Genomic DNA, 21241 nt, shown 5'->3' on the forward strand with positions numbered 1-21241 from the left:
GGAATGAGGAGAAATATGGATAGTAATTTTAAGGCAAATGTAAATGCTGTATTAGATCTGGATTACGGGGTATCAATTAAGGAAGCAAATACAATTCAGCTTTATAATGCAGTATCCAAAGCAGCTATGAAAAGCCTGGGTAAGAATTGGAGCCTGGAAGCTAACGGTAAGAAGGTTTGTTATCTTTCCGCAGAATTCTTAATAGGTCGTATGATTTATAACAATCTGTATAACATGGGATTGTTAAATCAGTTTTTCGAGCTGATGAGTGAAAACAACTTGGATATTCGTATATTTGAAGATATCGAGGATGCTGCACTAGGTAACGGCGGATTGGGAAGACTGGCAGCCTGCTTCCTGGATTCAGGAGCAACACTTGGTATCACTCTGAACGGATATGGCATCCGGTACAAATACGGTCTATTTAAACAATACTTTGAGAACGGCTTTCAGATGGAAATGCCGGACGATTGGCAGAGGTTTGGAGATCCATGGTCCGTCAGAAAGGAAGAGGAAAAAGTCCGGATTGATTTTAAGAACCAATCCGTATATGCAGTTCCCTATGATACTCCTGTTATAGGCTATGGTGATAAAAAAGTGAATACACTGCGCTTATGGCAGGCAGAACCCATTGAAAGCTTTGATTTTGAACTATTTAATGAGCAAAAATACGATAAGGCATCGAAAAACAGAAATGAAGCAGAAGCAATCAGCAGCTTATTATATCCAAATGATAGCACCAATCAGGGGAAGAAGCTTCGATTAAAGCAGGAATACTTTTTTTCATCGGCAACTCTTCAGGATATGAAAAGAAAATATAAGAAAAAGTATGGGGATGACTTTAATCGTTTTTCTGCTGAGTATGCGATTCAATTAAATGATACGCATCCGGTAATCGCCATACCAGAGTTTATCCGTTTGATGATGGAAGAAGAAGGTATTAGCTTTGCTAAGGCTTTGCGGATTGCAAAGGAAACCTTTGCATATACGAACCACACAGTAATGTCAGAGGCATTGGAAAAGTGGAATGCTACCCTGTTTAAAGCGGTTGTACCTCAGGTATACAAATACATTACAATGATCCAAAAAGCGTTAGTAAAGGAGTTAAAAACCTTTGGTAAAGTGACAACTGAGGAGCAAAAGCCCTACCTGATCATCGACAACAATACCATTCATATGGCCAAACTTGCAATCTATGCAAGTCATTCTACAAATGGGGTAGCACAGCTTCACACAGACATTCTAAAGAAGGATGCATTAAAAGAATGGTATGAGATTTATCCTGAGCGCTTTAATAACAAAACCAATGGAATTACTCAACGCAGATGGCTTGCATTAGCTAACATGGAGCTTTCAGGCTTTATTACGGATAAAATCGGCAGTTCCTGGGTCACAAATCTGGATCATTTGAAGGAACTTGAGAAATTCGCCAATGATAAGATAGTAATCAAGCAGTTTGGAGATATTAAACGGATTAAGAAAAGACAATTAGCTGATTATATCTACAAAAAGGAAGGCATCCGGATTGATCCTGACTTTATCTTTGACATACAGGTGAAAAGACTTCATGAATATAAGCGTCAGTTGTTGAACGCATTTTCTATTTTGGATATCTATTATGGACTGAAGGAAGGAAGAATTACCGAATTCAATCCTACCGTATTTCTCTTTGGTGCCAAGGCAGCTCCCGGATACTACAGAGCTAAGGGAATTATTAAGTATATTAATGAAATAGCGAAAATGATTGATGATGACGCATCAGTAAAGGATAAGCTAAAGGTTGTGTTTGTATCAAATTATAATGTTTCCTATGCGGAAAAGCTCACACCTGCAGCTGATATTTCCGAACAGATCTCAACAGCGGGTACAGAGGCATCCGGTACCGGTAATATGAAATTCATGTTAAACGGAGCGGTTACCTTAGGGACCTATGACGGAGCCAATGTAGAAATCGTGGATCAGGCAGGAGAAGAGAATAATTATATCTTCGGTGCAAGAGTGGAGGACATCGAAGCGATAAAGAATGACTATGATCCGATGAAATTATATAAGCAACATCCAAGAATTAAAAAGGTGCTTGATACACTCATAGACGGTACATTTGATGATGGAGGAACTGGAATGTTCCAGGAGTTATATGAATCGATATTAACAGGTGCTAGCTGGCACAAGCCGGATCATTATTATCTGTTACTTGATTTTCTGCCCTATTGTGAAACAAAGCTTAGGGTGAATGCGGATTATTCCGATACTTTTACTTTCCGGAGAAAGTGCTTTTTAAATACCGCGAATGCCGGTAAATTCTCAAGCGATAGGACTATTAGGGATTACGCAAATGAAATATGGAACTAATATGTGAAAACATATTTTTTCACGACATGGAGGCATTCCTTGTCGACAGACAAACCTTGTCTGATACATCGAAAGAATCTAAATGAAAAGGAAAGAGGTAGAGATTATGAAAAAATTATCAAAACTTTTGGCATTACTAATGATTAGCGTAATGATAATCGGAAGCTTTGCTGCTTGTGGTAGCAAGAAAGACACAAAACAAGAAGAAACAAAAAATGATCAATCAAATGAAACTACAACGGAAGACTCTAAAGATACTCCGGCTGCGACGGAAGCGGCTCCGGAAGTACAGGACGTTGCTCTGAAGGTATGGGGGCCTCAAGAAGAGCAGGAATTATTGGCTCAGATGACGGCAAGCTTTGCTGCTGCTCATCCGGAATATAATATCACCTTTGAGTTCGGTGTGGTTGCTGAAGGCGATGCAGCGACTGAATTACAAAAGGATCCTGCTGCAGCTGCAGATGTATTTGCATTTGCATCTGATCAAACAGCAAATTTAGTGAATGCTGGTATCTTATATCCCATTACATTAAATGCAGATGCAGTAAAAGCAGCAAACTCTGAGGCATCTATTTCAGCTGCGACTATTGACGGTCAGTTATATGCTCATCCTTTTACACCAAACTCCTGGTTCATGTATTATGATAAGAGCAAATATACAGAAGAAGAAGTGAAATCTTTAGAAATTATGATGGCAAAAGATTTGGGTGAAGGAGTTAAGAATTTCTCAGTGGACTTAAATAATGGATGGTACTTATCCTCCTTCTTCTTTGCTGGTGGTTGTCAATTATTTGGACCAGATGGAAGAGATGCAAACACAGTAACCTTTAATGATGCAAACGGTCTTGCGGTTGCAAATTATCTTATTGATCTTGCGGCTAATCCGAAATTCCTCGATGAAGATAACGGTAATATCTTAACCGCATTCAAGGAAGGCACTTTGGCAGCAGCATGCTCCGGTACTTGGAATGCAGAGACCATTAAAGAAGCTCTGGGTGATAACTATGCGGCAACAAAACTTCCTACAATCAAAATCAATGGGGAAGACAGACAGTTAAGTAACTTCGCTGACTTTAAATTAATCGGTGTTAATTCCCAGACAAAATATCCGATTCCTGCGATGCAATTAGCAGAGTGGTTAGCTAACGAAGAGAATCAGAAAATACGTTTTGAAGCAAGAAGTATTGCTCCTACAAATCTTGCACTAACTCAGGATCCTGCAGTTCTTGAAAATCCTGCTGTAGCAGCTCTCAGCTTACAAACATCTTTTTCAACATTACAGTCCTCCATTCCTCAGATGGGTAACTACTGGGCACCTGCTGAAGCATTTGGTACGGAGGTTCTTAACGGAACTGTAACAAAAGAAAATGCTCAGGAGAAGCTGGATGCATTTGTGGAAAGTATCCTTTCATCAATCGGTTAATTCCTTGACATAATTTGAGTTGGAACTAAGTCCATTTTCACATATTGTGACTCTGAGTGAGGTGATTACTTAATCCGTATTGAACTTCACTCTGAGTGACGATATTATATAATATAGTAAAGTATAGGTAATTGCGAAACTATATAATCGTGGTCATTGTGTATACAGTGGATGCATGTTCCGAAGCAAACCATAGTGGAAGGAGCGGGTTTGCGTAGGAATATCTATCTGCTGTATACATAATTAAGATAACTTCAGAGTTTCGCAATTGCCTATATAGTAAAGTATTTATGGAGGGCAATGATGTGAATAAAGGTTTTTTTCAGTCGATTGCAAAGGGATTTAAGGGGATTGGAAGATGGTTTATGTTTTTCGGACAGACCTTTCTTAAGGGGGACATCCTTACAAAAATATCGTTCATCATCATGGGTCTTTCCAATCTATTAAGAGGACAAATCATAAAAGGTTTGTTATTTTTAGTAATTCAGATATCTTACATTTATTATATGATAACAAAAGGGCTATCTTCTTTTGCTGGATTAAAAACACTGGGTACAAAGCAACAGGGGATGGTAATGGATGAATCTCTTGGAATCTTTGTGGTTCAACAGGGTGATAATTCCATGCTGATCTTACTGGCAGGTGTAATTGCTATTTTTGTATCAGTTTTATTTATTGTTATTTGGAGAGCAAGCATTAAGGCAGGGTACGAAGCTCAGATATTGAAAGAACAAGGGAAAAAACTTCCTGATTTTTTGCAGGATATACAGACTTATTTTGATGCAAAACTAAATAGAACCTTAATGGCATTACCACTCACTGGTATATTGTTATTTACCGTTTTACCGTTATTCTTTATGATCTTAATTGCATTTACGAATTTTGATAATGCACATCAGCCCCCGGGAAATCTTTTTACTTGGGTAGGCTTTCAGAACTTTCAAACCATATTATTATCAGGTGAGACTATCGCAAAAACTTTCTGGCCGGTTCTTGGATGGACGTTGACCTGGGCTGTTTTTGCCACTTTCCTAAATTATATTGGAGGTATTTTACTGGCGCTTCTGATTAACAAGGATGGAGTTCGTTTTAAAGGCTTATGGAGAACGATATTTGTTATCTCCATTGCAATACCGCAATTTGTTTCACTACTCATTGTCCGAACAATGTTAAATGATAACGGTTCCGTTAACATGCTCTTAAGAGAACTGGGAATCATTGGGCCGAAGGAGTTTCTTCCGTTTCTCTCAGATCCGACATGGGCAAGGATTAGCGTCATTATCGTTAATCTTTGGGTGGGCATTCCCTATACCATGCTTTCCACTACAGGAATTCTTATGAATATTCCGAAGGATTTGTATGAAGCTGCAAGAGTGGATGGCGCGAATCCCTTTGTGATTTTTGTTAAAATTACTATGCCCTATGTATTCTTCGTTACAACTCCATATTTGATCACACAGTTTATTGGTAATATCAATAACTTTAATGTTATATATTTCTTAACTGGAGGTGGACCTATGAGTCTGGCTTATTATCAGGCAGGTAAGACTGATTTACTTGTCACCTGGTTGTATAAGCTGACAACAGGAACTATGAAAGATTATTCCTATGCATCCACCATCGGTATTATTGTATTTATTTTGTCTGCAGTGTTCTCGTTATCCACCTACAGAAGAACCGCATCCTATAAGCGAGAGGAGGAGTTCCAATAATGAAACAACGATCAATGAGTACAAAACGTATTGTATCGAATACATTGTCATATATCCTCTTAATCGTGCTGTCCTTTATTTGGCTTATCCCCATTGCTTGGGTTATTATTACCTCCTTCCGTGGAGAAACAGGATCTTATATTCCATATTTCTGGCCGAAATCATTTACATTTAATAACTACATTAAGCTGTTTACCGAGACGGATCAATTCTACTTTGGTAAATGGTTTGGCAACACATTGTTTGTAGCTGTTTTTTCATGTTTGTTATCCACCTTCTATGTGTTAGGGATTTCTTATTCTGTATCACGTTTACGCTTTCGGATGAGAAAACCTTTTATGAACGTAGCATTGATTTTGGGAATGTTTCCTGGATTTATGTCTATGATTGCTGTTTATTATATCTTAAAAGGGTTGAATATTACACAATCCCTGTTATCACTCATTCTGGTTTATTCCGGAGGAGCCGGTCTTGTATTTTATATTGCCAAAGGCTTTTTTGATACTATACCCAGATCCATTGATGAAGCAGCCTGGATTGATGGGGCATCGAAATGGAAGGTATTTACCAATATTACTATTCCTTTATCTAAACCGATTATTATTTATACAATATTAACCTCCTTTATTTCTCCATGGACTGATTATATTTTTGTCAGTGTTATCATGGGTGACAAGTATGATAACTATACGGTGGCATTAGGATTATATAAAATGCTGGAGAAAGAGTTTATCACCACCTGGTATACCAGATTTGCAGCAGGAGCAGTGGTTGTATCGATTCCAATTGCAATATTGTTCATTGTAATGCAAAGGTTCTATACCGAGGGAGTATCCGGTGCTGTGAAGGGTTAATAAATGCAAAGAGGAGGGCTGTAACATAATGTAACAACAGGGATTATGACTTACCAAAATGCACTGTCGGAAGAACATGTTGCTGTATTTTGTATGAATCAGGCGAATATTCACATTCGCATGAGACATACAAAATCAGTAACGTGTCCTTCCGTCTGTGTGTGAGGTAAGTCATAATCCCTGAAGATACATTATGCTACAGCTCCATTATATAAACTGATGTATATCAAGGGGGCTATATGAGAAAATTTGCATTATGTATTGTGGTTTTGCTCTCGCTTATTATGACGGGATGTAGTAATACAGATCAGAGGAAGGCTTCAGATAGAACAGATACGAAGCAGAAAGAGGATGCAAGCTTGGGTGACAGCATCCTATCGGAGGATGAGCAGAAGGCGGTAGACTCACAAGAAAAAGCCGATGGTGTTACCGAAGCGGAGAAAACGAATAAGAAGATGGAATATCAATATAATCAGATACTCAATATCATAAATGATAACTATCGTACCTATTATGAGGTCTTTTTATACTCTTTTTGTGATAGTAATGGAGATGGGATCGGTGATATCAATGGCTTGATTTCAAAGCTCGATTATATTAACGATGGGGATCCGAATTCCGACAAGGATTTAGGCTTCAACGGGATATGGCTTATGCCGATCATGCCATCTGACACCTACCACAAATATGATGTGATCGATTATTATGGAATAGATAGTCAATATGGTACTTTGGAGGATTTTCAACGCTTATTGCAGGAGTGTGATAAAAGAGGAGTTAAAGTGATAATTGATTTAGTACTCAATCATACTTCCTCCAACCACCCATGGTTTTTATCAGCAGTAAAGAGCTTGGCAATAGAACCTTGTGGACAGGATGTATGTGTTCATGAGGAACTGTGCAGAGAACATAATCCCTATGTTAATTATTATAATTTTGTCCAGGGTAAGCCGGATGGAACTACATATTATGAAACCGGCGTGAAGGATTGGTATTATGAGGGAGTCTTTACTTCTAACATGCCCGATCTGAATCTGGCGGATAAGAACTTACGAAAAGATATAGAGGACATTATGGATTATTGGCTGGATATGGGAGTTGGTGGTTTCCGTCTGGATGCGGCTCTGCATTATTATTCCGATAATACGGAAAAGAATACGGAGGTATTATCCTGGTTAAATCAATTTATTAAGAATAAGAATAAAAATAACTATATGGTAGCTGAAGTATGGACGAATTTCTCTACCTTCTCAAAATATTATGCCAGTGGGATAGACAGTATATTTAATTTTGCATTTGCTGCAGAAAGTGGAAGAATTGCTGAGATCATCAATTTGAAAGGCTATGATAATTCTGCAAAAGCCTTTGGAGAAGGAATGCTTCAGGTACAGAAAGCGATTCGTAAGTATAACCCTGAGGGTATTGATGCTCCTTTTTATACGAATCATGATACTGCCAGATCAGCCGGATTTTATTCGGATAATGCAGAAAAGACAAAGATGGCAGGCGGAATGAATCTCATGATGAATGGAAATGTATTTGTTTATTATGGAGAAGAGCTTGGCATGAGTGGTAGCGGAAGAGATGAAAATAAACGCGCACCTATGTATTGGTCGGCAAATGATACTCCCGACATGACCATTGGTCCCGGTAACATGGATCGGATCAGCCATTATTTTGGTAGTTATGAGGAACAGGTATCAGATCCACTTTCCATTTATAATTATTATAAGAGAGCAATCAGATTAAGAAATGAAAATCCTGAGATAGCGAGAGGTGAGATTTCGCTTATTACTGATATAGCGGATATGGATATCTGTGCTCTAACCAAAACCTTTCAAAATAATAAAATTATCATGATTTTTAATATCTCAGAGGAGAAAAAGAAGTTGACTTTAAGCAAAGAAACCTATGGTTATGAAGGAATACGTGGATATCTATCAGCAAATGGGGAAGAGGTGTTAATAGACGGAGAAACCATAAGTCTTCCGCCATACTCCATTGTAATCCTGAAATAATATATCACAAGATTGGGAGAACGTATTCAGATTAGGTACAGTCACATAACAGATAATTAGTATACGGAAAGAGCACCTGTATTTCATAAACGGATTATCGATTATGGAATACAGGTGCTCTTTCCGGGTGTATTGTAGTTGAGTGACAGTATTATGATTTTACTTTCGATTAGCCATCATTTGCTTAATCATCTCAAATTGCATTTTCTCTTTTGGTGTCATGTTCTTGGTCAGCAAATCAAGCATGATTTCGCTCTCTTCTTTTGTAAAGGTTAAATTCTGTTGCTGAAGTTTTTTATTTGTATTCATTAGTAAAGGAATCAGTTTATCCATTGGTTTCCCCTCTGCTTCTTTCATTAACTGAAGCAGAACAGCCATTTTACGGGGATCGATATTTTTTAGTTTAGGATTATCGGTCCATGACATGTCAGACATTTTCATTCTCCTTACTATCATCCGGTTTACTATTATTATCATATGTCATGGTATTTAAAAGCATGCTTAAGTTTTCGAATGTGCTTTGCTGTTCCGGTGGAACCATAGCTTTCAACATTTCAAGCATCCGCTTATTACTGATATTACTTTGAGGAGAAGAGGGATTCACTTGGGAGTGATTCTCATCCACAAAATCATCCCTGGTGGAGCTGCTGTCATAGGCATCCTCGATAGGGCTATTGTCATAAGCATCTCCTATTGGCTCTCTATCAAAATCTATATTGGTTTCAGCACTATTAAAGTTGCTGTAATCCCCATTATTATCTTCGTTATTTGAGGAGTTCATCGCTTGAAAAATAGATTCAAAGTTCATGCTCGAAAAATTACCTGTCACGGTATCACTATCAACATCAGCATTACCGGTATCAAAAGGAAAGTCACCGAATTCTTGCATAGTCTTCATGGCCGACATCATATTATTATACGTTTCCATTACTCGTCGCATATTAAATATGTTAAGTATTCGATCAACGATTTCACGTTCTTTTTTATTGCATACAGGACGAATTCCTGTTAGCATTCCTTCTACATCGAGCTTTTTACCATCATAGCCACAGGCAGCCAAATTACTGGTCATGGTTTTGAAACTTCCCATAACATCGAGTATCTTTGTTAAGAGTTCAGCCATTACCCTGGTTTTTGAATCCAGATAGGGTAATGCGGCTTTTGCTAATTCAACAGTATGCATAAGATCTTGGTCTGCCATAGCTTCTCCCATTATTCCTATTCATTACAGTATATTCAGGAAGCACGTAAAAATGTATTCAATCAGACTATTCAGGATAGTTAAGGTGTTCCTCGTCAATATGATATAAGGTGTTCTTTAAAAAGCCGTCTGCATATAATTTCGCAGCTTCTAAATTCATATCAGAATAATTTCCACAGTTTTCTGGAGTGGCTCCCGGAATTTCACCTTCAAAATCGCGAATAAACTCATACATCTCGGTGATGAGAGGAACGATATCCGAAGACTTCAAATCCCCGCCTAACACTAGGTAAAACCCGGTTCTACAACCCATAGGACCAAAGTATACCACTCGGTCAGCATACTCCTTATGATTACGCAGGAATGTGGCACCTAAATGTTCTATTGTATGAATTTCACCAGTGTTTAGAACAGGCTCAAAGTTAGGACGAACCATACGAATATCAAAGGTAGTGATTACCTCGATGCCGATTTTATCCTTGCGTGATACATATACTCCGGGCAGTAATTTCATATGATCAATAGTAAAGCTTGCAATCTGTTTCATATATAACCTCCTTGTACCATAATATTTCGCTGTATCAAAAGTTAATTAGTTCAATGCTTATTCTAGCATATATCATTGTATTTGTGGACTAAAATTTTACATGATATATCACGAATATTCATGTACGCCTGAGGCATACGAAATCAGTAATAAGTACTTTCGCCTGTGTGTGAGGTAAGTCATAATCATAACTAATATATTATGCATCTACCCTAATTGGATTGAATAGTATGCATTATCTTGACGAAATTAATGGGAATTGTTATGATGAATGTAGATTTTACCAGAAATGTTTTATGAGTAAACTTAATTGCTTTTTGAGATAACTAATTTGAGATACAGAAGATAATGAGGGATGCCGAATGCGGATTGGAATATGTGATGATGAGGCTATTATAAGAGAAGAAATAATGAGACTATGCAAAGAATATACCGCATCAAATATATTCACACTTGAGACAATTACTTTTTCATCGGGAGATGAATTACTACAATATAAAGAGTCTATCGATATTTTGTTCCTGGATATCCAGATGAAAGGGCTGAATGGATTAAAAACCGCAGAACGAATTCGGGAAAAGGATGATAATGTAATCATTATATTTTTGACTGGCTATAAGGGTTTTATGCAGGAGGGGTATCGGGTAAGAGCGTTTCGTTATTTACTGAAACCAATTAAAGAGCAGGAATTTAACCGAAACCTCAAAGAAGCCTTAGAGGAGATTGTAAAGGATTCGAAAACGGTAGTAAGCTTGAATGGGAATACAATTTTCGTTAAGCTCAAAGATATAATTTATATAGAATATGAGAATCGCTATACACTGGTGCGAACGCGCAGGGATGTATATGAAAGTACTTATACGATGAGCGAGTGGGAGAATATGCTTGATACCGGTGATTTTTATAGAGTACATAAAGCGTTTATTGTGAATATGGAATATATTGAAGAAATAGGTAAAACTATACTTCTTGAAAACGGAGAAAAAGTGGAAGTTGCTGTTCGGCAGATTGCTAAATTAAAAAAGGCTTGTAAAGCATACCGAAAGCGGAATGCAAAATAAGGAGATAGTGTGAATGGATAATTTATGGCAGGTCTTTTCCTATTATTTGCTTGATTTTATTAAGCTATGGATTGTATTCTGGGGAATTGTCGGTTTTAAAGTCATCAAAAAGATTAAATGGATAGCTATAGTAGGATGTACTCAGGTAGTCCTCCTATTGGTAGCAAGCTTTTATATGGATAATTATGAGGGAGCGATATATAAGATTATTACTGTAATGGTTGTGCTGACAGTATCTCTGCTATTTGAAGGAAAGCTGTTTAAGAAGCTGGCTTATGCATTACTTACCTATATATTAGTTTTATTTCTTGATGTCTGCCTTACTGGAGTTATCTCGCTGCTACTAAGTACAACCTATTACGGGATTCGCCAGGATGGCTTCCTTACCTTCATATGTAATGCGATTAACGTATTGACCATTGGCATTATAGCAGGATTAATTCATTTTAGAAGAAAATCGAGCCATCCTATAAACCTGTCAAAGAAGGTTTATGCTTTGCTGTTTTCAGGTGCAGCAACCGGAATTACCATAATAAGTGGTTTTATGGTAACTACCTTTCATGGAGCCAATGAGCGACTTCGAAGAGTTATGCTGATTACTACGATTATCGTCTGCATTTCCTATAGCGTTGTGTGCCTAATGGTAGTGATTGTAACTGAATCAAGGGATAACTTTAAGGCATTATCCCAGATTAATCAAAGTGTAATTGAAGCACAACAGGAATATTATTTGATGGTACATGAGAAGCAACAGGAAATGCGTGCGATTCGTCATGAAATGCGCAATCATCTATCCTGTATCAGTGGTTTAAGTAAAGCGGGCAAGCTCGCAGAGATGGAAGAATATATTAATCATCTGGTGGAGACACCGGATGTGACGGAGGATTTATTTGATACTGGTAATGATATCGTTAATGCGATATTAAATGATGCACAGAGCAAATATAAGTCACAGAGAATTTTCCTTCGGTTAACGGGAGGCTTTCCCTCATTACATATTAAACCGCTGGACTTATGTGTTATATTTGCCAACACAATTTCTAACGCAGTGGAGGCGGTACTTCGAATGGATCGAAGTAAGGATGAGGATGCATTTATTGATATTAATATCAGTAGTTATAAGGACGATTTGTATATCGATATAAAGAATCCTGTATCAGGTATGGTTGAGATATATAACGGGAATTTAATAACCTCCAAAAAGGACAAAACAGCACATGGTTTCGGAACGAAAAATGTGAGACAGAGAGTGGAGAAATATCAGGGAACTATAAATTATACATGTGAAAATAATTATTTTAAAGTGGAAATATTTATGAAGAACAAAGCATGATAAATTATGCTTTTGGATAAGGGAAGTTATAAAAAACGACGTTCATGCAGAAAAATCGAACGTTCATGTCATGTCCTATTGAAGCGACCTTGGATTATATGCTATAAGAAGCATGTAACCAAGGTCGTTTTTTAGTAGGAGGTATTAATAATGGTAAACACTGGTATTAATATTCTAGACGATTTCATTGAATGGTTATTTGGGAGACCTTAAATTTTGAAAGTATCTATTGGGGAATAAATACTTTACTGAATTATTTGCTTCACTTACATAGGGTGCTTGGGTTGAGATAATCAATCCCAGGCATTCTGTGCTAGTGAATCAAAATAGTTCAGGGACATGGAGGTTGATATGAAATTACTTTTTACATATGTAAAATTAATTATATGTAGATATCGACTAAATTATTGTTATATTATTTTATCGATTATTGCAACCTATACTTCCATGGTGGTTGGTTCCGTATATACGGATAATATATTACTTCTTGGTAATAATTATTCGTTCCCCTATATTAAATATATATATGAAAGTGTTTTTACTATCTTTTTAATCTCAGGTTTTCTATTTATCACGAATCAGTATTATAGCATTTTAAGATCTGGGATTAAAGATTTTTTATTTCTCAAGAGGCTGGGTGCCACCAGACGTAATATTAGGATATTAATCTTGATAGAAGCATTTCTTTTGTTTATCATAACCATACCATTGGGATTAATCATTGGAAGGTATTTAACTGGTGCCATCGTCGGATTATTGGACGGGTTATCTTGTGATCAGAGCGTGTTAGGCTTGTTTGATTCCATTAGTACATTAATTGTGATTGCAGGAATCATGGGTTGTGTTATTGTCGCTCTGGGAATGTATGTTGAACGAGGAATTCGAAAAGTACCATTATCTGATATTATATCCGACGATCCTGTCACCGAGGAGAATGTGTTTTTATGACAATAATTCAGAGTAAAGGGTTGTATAAATCATATGACAATGAACATGAGAGAGTTGATGCGGTAATTGATTGTAACCTGCAAATTGAAGAGGGAGAATGTGTCATCATTTACGGAGACAAGGACTCTGGTAAAACCACACTTTTAAATTTGTTAGGAGGCTTTGAGCGGCCAACATCTGGAATGGTTTATCTGAATCAGCATAACCTTACCGCTTACAGTGATGATCAGTTAGCGGTGCTTCGAAGGAAAGAGATAGGATATCTCTTTCAGAAGGATAGCTTAATTCCTGAAATGACAGTTTATGAAAATATTTTAATTCCAGTTGCGTTAGCGAAAAGTAAACTGGATAAAGACTATTTTGATATGCTGGTGTATCAACTGCATCTTACAGGAGTTCTATCATGTTATCCGAGACAGCTGACTACGAATCAGTTTCAATGTGCTACCTTTGCGCGAGCATTAATAAATAATCCAAGTGTAATATTAGCGGATGAACCAACTGAGCACTTATATGTTAATATTGCCATGGATGTGATCGGGTTACTAAAGCAAATGGTAAGAATACTTAGAAAGACATTAGTGATTACGTCTCAGGATTCTGAAATTAGTGAAATGGCTAATCATATTATACGACTTCAAAATGGATATGTTGTAGAGGATAATAGAATAGGATAATGCAGGGAGATATAATCAATGAGATAAGACAGATCTGTTAAGCTTCAAGAAGTGCTTAACAGATTTTTTATGTTTTTTTATTGGATATCCTCCTTGGTGGATGTACAATTTCAGTGTATATGTTCTTTGTGAGGGTTGACATTCCTCCTGCTATGAGGCATGATATTACAATGAGGTAATTAAATAGGGTATAAAAAACCTACAATTAAATTAGAAGCTTATAAAAAATACAAAAAGTAAGAGAAAAAATAAACATAAGGAAGAAGCATATGATAGATAGTATAATTTTTGATTTGGATGGAACAATATGGGACTCTACACCGGAGGTGGCTAAAGCATTTAATAAGGTATTGGCGGAAAAACATCCCGAGGTTAAGGATGAGGTTACAGCGCAGAAGCTGCAAGGTCTTTTTGGATTACCATTGGATGTTATCGCAGTAAAATTATATCAAAGTGTGTCAGAGGAGCATGCAGTGAAGGTAATGCAGGAATGCTGTGATTATGAATGCATATATCTTGCTGAGCATGGAGCGACGCTTTATGAAGGGTTAGAGGATGCATTACGTGTACTTTCACTGAATTATAAGTTGTTTATCGTTAGTAATTGCCAGGAGGGCTATATACAGTGTTTCTTTCAGGCATATCCTGAACTTGAACAGTATTTTACCGATTATGAATATCCGGGACGTAGCGGTAAGCTTAAGGCTGATAATATCCGAATCATTGTAGAACGGAACCAGCTAAAGGCCCCCATATATGTAGGAGATACTCAGGGAGATGCTACGGCGGCAAAGGAAGCAGGAGTTCCTTTCGTATTTGCAAGATATGGATTTGGTAATGTAAGCGAATATGATGAGGTGATTGATTCCTTGGAGGATTTGGTTCGAAAATATGAGCCATAGTAGACGAATGAAGATTGACATTTCATAAAATTATTTATATATTGAAAGATAGACATGATTTATCAAGATGTGTAATGCAAGCTTTTTGAAGGATGGAATGTAGATAGAAGCTTGACTATTGAATAGGATGTGAATATATGTTAGACGGAAAGAAAACACTTTTTAGTGGTATGCAGGCAACAGGTACCTTAACTTTAGGCAATTATCTTGGAGCATTAAAGAATTGGGTCGCTTTAGAGGAAGAATATCAATGCTTTTATTGTGTTGTTGATCTTCATTCCATTACGGTTCGTCAGGATCCGGCAGAATTAAGAAAAAGAGCCAGAGCGCTTCTGACTTTATATATTGCGGCAGGGCTGAATCCGGAGAAGAATTGCATCTATTACCAATCTCATGTATCAGGACACGCAGAGCTTAGCTGGATTCTAAATTGCTTTACTTATATGGGTGAATTGAATCGAATGACACAGTTTAAGGATAAATCAGCAAAGCACGCAGATAATATTAATGCTGGATTATATACCTATCCTGTGCTTATGGCAGCAGATATTCTGCTGTTTCAATCCGATGTGGTACCGGTGGGAAGCGATCAAAAGCAACACTTAGAGATTACCCGTGATATAGCGGAGCGCTTTAATGGTATTTACGGAGATGTATTTACCATTCCAGAGCCTTATATCGGTAAACAGGGAGCCAGAATTATGAGTCTTCAGGATCCGGAAAAGAAGATGTCAAAATCAGATGAAAATGCAAATGCCAGCATATATTTGATGGATGATACAGATACTATTATTCGTAAATTCAAGAGAGCAGTAACCGATTCGGACAACGAAATTCATTACAGTGAAGACAAACCGGGTATTCGTAACTTGATCGATATCTATGCCGCAACAACGGGTAAATCAATTTCGGATATTGAAAAGGAATTTGCTAATACAGGATACGGAGATTTTAAGCTTGCTGTAGGAGAGGCTGTTGCCGATCTGTTAAAGCCGATTCAGGACCGTTTCGAGGAGCTACAGAAAGATAAGGCATATATAGATGGTATTATCAAAGCAAATGCAGAAAAGGCAAATTATTATTCATTAAAGACATTACGTAAGGTACAGAAAAAAGTTGGCTTCCCGGAAAGAATAAGATAATTAACTAGAAGGGTTACATTATGAAAATTATTTTTATGGAGACAGATACACTGGGATTGGATGTGGATTTATCCCCTTTTGACGGATTGGGTGAGGTTGTGAAGTATCCTGCTTCTAATCTGAGTGAGGCGCCGAAGCGCATTGAAGATGCAGATGTCATCATCGTTAATAAGATTCCGATGAATGAAAAAACGTTAAAGAATGCAGAGAAACTTAAGCTTATTTGCATTACCGGAACAGGAACGAATATTGTGGATTTTGAATACACGAATAATCGCAATATTACGGTGACAAATGTAAAAGGCTATAGTACCCAATCGGTAGTTCAGCATACCTTTGCTTTGCTTTTTTACGTATATGAAAAATTAAGCTATTATGACCAATTCGTGAAATCGGGTAATTATATTAAATCGGATATTTTCAGTCACTTTGAGGTTACATTTCATGAACTCGCAGGAAAGACCTGGGGGATAATCGGTCTAGGGGAAATCGGACGCGGAGTAGCAAAAGTAGCAGAAGCGTTTGGGTGTAAGGTTATCTATTACTCCACCTCGGGGAAAAACAATCACCCATCCTATGAACGGGTTAGTTTGGAACAACTGCTTCAGCAATCAGATGTGGTATCCATTCATGCACCTCTAAATTCTGTGACCAGGAATTTGATAGGAGAGGAAGAGCTTCGCATCATGAGGAAAAATGCCGTTCTTCTTAATCTGGGAAGAGGGCCTATCATTAATGAGCAGGCGCTAACCAAAGCCTTGAAGGAGAACTGGATTGGAGCCGCTGGACTCGATGTATTATCAAGGGAGCCTATGAGTCCGGATAATCCCTTGTATGAGATTCAAGATAGTACCCGACTAATTATTACTCCTCATATTGCTTGGGCAACGGTTGAAGCACGAAAAAGAGTAGTAGAAGAGGTGTATCAAAATATTATTGCATTCCAAAATGGAGAGGAACGCAATGTTGTAAGAGAGTAGTATATTAAGACGGGCCTGTTATGGAACCGGGCAGTAGACAGAGGGCGTTGTTAAATCTAATTATCTTAACACATTCCAGAAATGGAAGGTTACGGTTATTAAGATTTAACAACGCCCTATTATACTTATACTTAGATATCAATGAAGGAAAATTTATTTATTTGCATCTGATTTTACTTCATTCCATTTCTCAATATATAAATTCTCAACCTCTTCGCCCAAATAGCGATAAGTGGTGCAACGGTCTAATGTAGCCTGGTCTGGGAATGCTACCTCGCTATTCTTGATATCTTCATCGGCAATCATATCTCTTGCAACAGTGTTTGGAGTAGAATAGGTGATAAACTCGAAATTCTTTAAAGCAATCTCTCCATCACACATAAAATTGATAAAGGCTTCTGCATTTTCTTTGTTTTTGCAATTCTTCGGAATTACCCAGCCATCAATCCATACATTGGAGCCTTCCTTGGGAACAACATATTCCAAGTCGGGATTTTCTCTTTTCGTATAAATTGCCTCTCCCGAATAGATTACGCCGAGAGCTGCCTCTCCACCAATCATTTTATCTCTTACCTGATCAACTACATAAGCCTGAACCAAAGGATACTGAGCCTGAAGTAATGCCTTCGCTTCTTCCAGCTGTGCTTCATCCGTAGTGTTGATATCATAACCAAGATAAGAAAGTGCTACTGCAAAAGCATCACGCACGCTATCCATCATCAGAATGTTACCAGAATATTTTTCGTCGAATAAGGCACCCCAGCTATCAATGGGTTCATCTACCATGGTTTTATTATATAGAATACCAACGGTGCCCCAGCAATAGGGAACACTGTATTTATTTTCAGGGTCAAAGCTCTGTGAACTTTTTAGATAAGCAGGATCGATATTCTTAATATTGGGAACATTATCAAAATTGATTTCTGCCAGAAGACCTTCATCAATCATTTTCTGAATCATATAATCAGAAGGACACACTACATCATACTGAACTGCATTCGCTTTGATCTTTGGGTACATTTCCTCATTCTGTTCAAAATAATCGTAGACTACTTCAATTCCGGTTTCCTCTTCAAATAAGTCCAATACATCCGGGTCAATATATTCTCCCCAGTTATAGACATAGACCTTTTCGCCATCATTTTTACTGCAAGCAAAAAGACCAAGGGTCATAACCAAAAGAGCAGAGATAAGTAAAAATCTTTTCATCATTTTCCTCCATTCATATTATAAACAAAATCAATTAAACTCTCCGAACGGGAGTATTTTTTACTGCGTTTCGACGGTTTATAAATATTAGTAATAATAAAACAGTTATAAACATCAGAGTAGAAAGAGCATATATCTCGGGCTTAATTCCCTTTCTTACTTCTGTATAAATCTTTGTGGATAGCGTATTAATCTCAGGACCTTTCGTAAAGTGGGTAATTACAAAGTCATCCAGGGACATTGTAAATGCCAGAAAGAAGCCGGATAATACCCCTGGAAACAGATCGGGAAGTATCACTTTAAAAAAGGCATATATTGGGGAAGCACCTAGGTCTAATGCTGCTTCAAAGGTATGAGGATTTAACTGCTTTAGCTTTGGCATTACACTTAGGATTACATAAGGAATATTAAAAGTGATATGAGCGATTAATACACTTGTAAATCCTAACGTATAGTTTAATGCAACAAAGATTAGCATAAATGATATACCTGTTACGATATCTGCATTCAGCATGGGAATATTGGTGATACTCATCAATATGAATCGAGGAGTCTTCTTCATGCTGTTAATGGCGATCGCAGCCGTTGTACCAATGATGGTAGCAATTAATGCGGACAATAACGCGATGATTAAGGTCGTTGATAATGCGGACATGATATCTTCATTTTGAAATAATTCACGATACCAGTGTAATGTAAAGCCGCCCCACTTTGATCGTGATTTTGACCGGTTGAAGGATAAAACGATCAAAATAATAATCGGAGCATATAAAAACAGAAGGATAATTCCTATATAAAAACGACTTAAGAATTTCTTTACCATATACTACTTCCCTCGCTTTCTTTAACATATTTCGAGAGAATTGCCATACACAACAAAATAAATATCATTAATACAAGGGACAAACCGGAACCGGTATGCCAGTTACCCAAACGGAACTGCTGTTCAATTACATTACCAATTAATACAATCTTACTTCCTCCAAGAATGGTTGATATAACAAAGGTAGTCAGGGATGGTACAAAAACCATTGTGATACCGCTGATTACGCCGGGAAGAGATAACGGAAATATAATTTTCCGAAAGGTTTGACCTGTGCTGGCTCCCAGATCCCTGGCTGCATTTACAACATCAGGATCAATCTTGATCAGTACATTATAAATAGGTAAAACCATGAATGGCAAGAAATTGTATACCATACCAAGTATGATTGCTGCAGGAGTGTTAATGATATTCACCGCTGGTAAATGGAGAAAGGTTAGTAACCGATTAAGCACACCTGTCTTCTCTAATATATTTTGCCACGCGATGGTACGTAATAAGAAGTTCATCCACATGGGAAGAATAATGATCAGTACAATAAAGCTATCACTTTTCATTTTAATCTTATTTAAAATCAGTGCCAGAGGGTATGCCAGCAATAAACAAATAATGGTACTGATTACGGACAACTCCAATGCTTGTATTAAGGCTTTCCGATTAATGGGATCGGTTATTAATTCGATATTAGATAGCGTTATCTGACTATCTTTTGTGGTTAACCCGTAATATACAATCATAATTAACGGTATGATAATAAAGCCAATCATCCATAGAAGATAGGGAAAAGAAAGCCATTTGACGCTATTTATATGAGGTAGCTTTAAGCCGCCTTCGCTTGCTTTGTTGGTTAATGATTGGTTTGCTTTTATCGGATTCATGACAGCTTCATCTCCATAGGATTATTCAAATAATAGTAAAACTTTCTACGAATAGTAGTATTTCAATCATTCGTATTATTTAACCAAAAGGATAGGGAAGTGTTATTCTTCAATCTCAACAGCCTGTTCATCTTCTGATTCCGGTTTGTTCATGATTTGAATATCATAAGGATCTACCTTTATACCGACCTGAGTTCCTACAGGGGATAGATCCGTAGAATGAACAAGCCATTCGAGTCCATTGGCTAAAACCTCCATCTCATAATGAACTCCCTTAAATAAAAGAGAAGTGACTACACCAGTAATAATACCTTCTTCCGGTTTCACAAGATCAATATCCTCTGGTCGAATAACAACATCAACAGGCTTGTTTTTACCGAAGCCGACATCAACACAGGGGAAATTAGCACCTAGAATATTTACCAGCTTGTCTTCCACCATAGTAGAAGCTATGATATTGCTGTCGCCAATGAAATCTGCAACAAATGCGTTCTTTGGTTCGTTGTAGATATCCTCAGGCGTACCAATCTGTTGAATATAACCCTGGTTCATAACCACGATGGTATCTGACATGGTCAATGCCTCTTCCTGATCATGAGTTACATATACAAAGGTAATTCCCAACTCATTTTTTAGTCGTATTAATTCATATTGCATATCCTGACGAAGCTTCAAATCCAGTGCACCAAGCGGTTCATCTAATAGAAGAACCTTTGGTTCATTTACGATGGCTCTTGCAATTGCGATACGCTGTTGTTGGCCACCACTTAAGGAATCAGGCATACGATTTTCAAAGCCTTCCAGATTCACCAGTTTTAATGCATATTTTATCTTATCCATTATGTAGGCTTTGCTTTTTTTCTTTATTTTAAGCCCAAATGCAATATTCTCAGCAATCGTCATATGATTGAACAGAGCATATTTTTGAAACACAGTATTCAGCTGACGCTCATTGGGAGGGAGCTTGGTAATATCTCTTCCCTCAAAAATAACTTGCCCCTGATTAGGAGTCTCGAAGCCTCCGATGATTCGCAGGGTAGTGGTTTTCCCACAGCCGGAAGGACCTAATAAGGTTACAAATTCGTTTTCTCTAATATATAAATTCAACTCGTCAAGAACGATGTTATCGCCATAGGATTTTGAAATATTGACAAGATTGATTAATTTATTATCTGTCATAA

At 37.4% G+C, this 21241-nt stretch carries 17 protein-coding genes and 1 pseudogene; 12 read left to right on the plus strand and 6 right to left on the minus strand.

Features of this window, described 5'->3' with window-relative positions; genetic code table 11:
• The first annotated feature begins 15 nt into the window (after window positions 1-15).
• The 5 genes from H0486_RS06770 (at window position 16) to H0486_RS06790 (ending at window position 8359) form a co-directional block, all read left to right on the plus strand.
• A complete protein-coding gene (locus H0486_RS06770) occupies window positions 16-2352 on the plus strand; it encodes a glycogen/starch/alpha-glucan phosphorylase (protein ID WP_228352276.1) in 2337 nt (778 codons plus the stop codon).
• Between the two features lie 106 nt (window positions 2353-2458).
• On the plus strand, window positions 2459-3775 hold the full coding sequence (locus tag H0486_RS06775; protein WP_228352277.1) for an extracellular solute-binding protein: 1317 nt from the start codon (window positions 2459-2461) through the stop codon (window positions 3773-3775).
• 305 nt (window positions 3776-4080) lie between these two features.
• Window positions 4081-5487 (plus strand): carbohydrate ABC transporter permease, encoded by a 1407-nt coding sequence (locus tag H0486_RS06780; RefSeq protein ID WP_323163536.1) that lies wholly within the window; start codon window positions 4081-4083, stop codon window positions 5485-5487.
• Window positions 5487-6341 (plus strand): sugar ABC transporter permease, encoded by an 855-nt coding sequence (locus H0486_RS06785; RefSeq protein WP_228352278.1) that lies wholly within the window; start codon window positions 5487-5489, stop codon window positions 6339-6341. Before H0486_RS06780 ends, H0486_RS06785 begins: the two co-directional genes overlap by 1 nt.
• A gap of 239 nt (window positions 6342-6580) precedes the next feature.
• Complete coding sequence (locus H0486_RS06790) at window positions 6581-8359, plus strand: alpha-amylase family glycosyl hydrolase (RefSeq protein ID WP_228352279.1); 1779 nt, start codon at window positions 6581-6583, stop codon at window positions 8357-8359.
• A gap of 159 nt (window positions 8360-8518) precedes the next feature.
• Here H0486_RS06790 and H0486_RS06795 read toward each other — a convergent pair whose 3' ends face one another.
• The 3 genes from H0486_RS06795 to H0486_RS06805 form a co-directional block, all read right to left on the minus strand.
• Window positions 8519-8794, minus strand: coding sequence for a hypothetical protein (locus H0486_RS06795; RefSeq protein ID WP_228352280.1), 276 nt, complete (start codon window positions 8792-8794; stop codon window positions 8519-8521).
• Window positions 8787-9560, minus strand: coding sequence for a hypothetical protein (locus tag H0486_RS06800; protein ID WP_228352281.1), 774 nt, complete (start codon window positions 9558-9560; stop codon window positions 8787-8789). Before H0486_RS06800 ends, H0486_RS06795 begins: the two co-directional genes overlap by 8 nt.
• Window positions 9561-9627: 67 nt before the next feature.
• Window positions 9628-10107 carry an S-ribosylhomocysteine lyase gene (locus H0486_RS06805; protein WP_228352282.1) on the minus strand — a complete coding sequence of 160 codons (480 nt, stop codon included), beginning with the start codon at window positions 10105-10107 and terminating at the stop codon, window positions 9628-9630.
• Between the two features lie 362 nt (window positions 10108-10469).
• Here H0486_RS06805 and H0486_RS06810 point away from each other — a divergent pair, with 362 nt between their 5' ends.
• The 7 genes from H0486_RS06810 (at window position 10470) to H0486_RS06840 (ending at window position 17150) form a co-directional block, all read left to right on the plus strand.
• Window positions 10470-11168, plus strand: a complete 699-nt coding sequence (locus H0486_RS06810) for a LytR/AlgR family response regulator transcription factor (RefSeq protein WP_228352283.1) — start codon at window positions 10470-10472, stop codon at window positions 11166-11168.
• A gap of 13 nt (window positions 11169-11181) precedes the next feature.
• Window positions 11182-12501, plus strand: coding sequence for a sensor histidine kinase (locus tag H0486_RS06815; RefSeq protein ID WP_228352284.1), 1320 nt, complete (start codon window positions 11182-11184; stop codon window positions 12499-12501).
• 351 nt (window positions 12502-12852) lie between these two features.
• Window positions 12853-13449: an FtsX-like permease family protein gene (locus H0486_RS06820; protein ID WP_228352285.1), complete on the plus strand. Its 597-nt coding sequence runs from the start codon at window positions 12853-12855 to the stop codon at window positions 13447-13449.
• Window positions 13446-14126, plus strand: a complete 681-nt coding sequence (locus H0486_RS06825) for an ABC transporter ATP-binding protein (RefSeq protein ID WP_228352286.1) — start codon at window positions 13446-13448, stop codon at window positions 14124-14126. Before H0486_RS06820 ends, H0486_RS06825 begins: the two co-directional genes overlap by 4 nt.
• 269 nt (window positions 14127-14395) lie before the next feature.
• Window positions 14396-15028, plus strand: coding sequence for an HAD family hydrolase (locus H0486_RS06830; protein ID WP_228352287.1), 633 nt, complete (start codon window positions 14396-14398; stop codon window positions 15026-15028).
• 137 nt (window positions 15029-15165) lie between these two features.
• The gene (gene trpS, locus H0486_RS06835) at window positions 15166-16170 is read left to right on the plus strand and encodes a tryptophan--tRNA ligase (RefSeq protein WP_228352288.1); all 1005 of its coding nucleotides are present in this window, start codon (window positions 15166-15168) and stop codon (window positions 16168-16170) included.
• 20 nt (window positions 16171-16190) lie between these two features.
• Complete coding sequence (locus H0486_RS06840) at window positions 16191-17150, plus strand: D-2-hydroxyacid dehydrogenase (RefSeq protein WP_228352289.1); 960 nt, start codon at window positions 16191-16193, stop codon at window positions 17148-17150.
• 153 nt (window positions 17151-17303) lie between these two features.
• On the opposite strand, the pseudogene H0486_RS18760 reads toward H0486_RS06840, so the two are convergent.
• From H0486_RS18760 to H0486_RS06855, 3 genes and pseudogenes are all read right to left on the minus strand, one after another.
• Window positions 17304-19182: pseudogene (locus H0486_RS18760) on the minus strand (extracellular solute-binding protein).
• Window positions 19176-19991 (minus strand): ABC transporter permease, encoded by an 816-nt coding sequence (locus tag H0486_RS06850; RefSeq protein WP_228354379.1) that lies wholly within the window; start codon window positions 19989-19991, stop codon window positions 19176-19178. Before H0486_RS06850 ends, H0486_RS18760 begins: the two are co-directional and overlap by 7 nt.
• Before the next feature lie 171 nt (window positions 19992-20162).
• Window positions 20163-21239, minus strand: a complete 1077-nt coding sequence (locus H0486_RS06855; protein ID WP_228352290.1) for an ABC transporter ATP-binding protein — start codon at window positions 21237-21239, stop codon at window positions 20163-20165.
• Window positions 21240-21241 lie beyond the last annotated feature (2 nt).

The sequence above is a fragment of the Variimorphobacter saccharofermentans genome, assembly GCF_014174405.1.
Taxonomy (GTDB): Bacteria; Bacillota; Clostridia; order Lachnospirales; family Lachnospiraceae; genus Mobilitalea; species Mobilitalea saccharofermentans.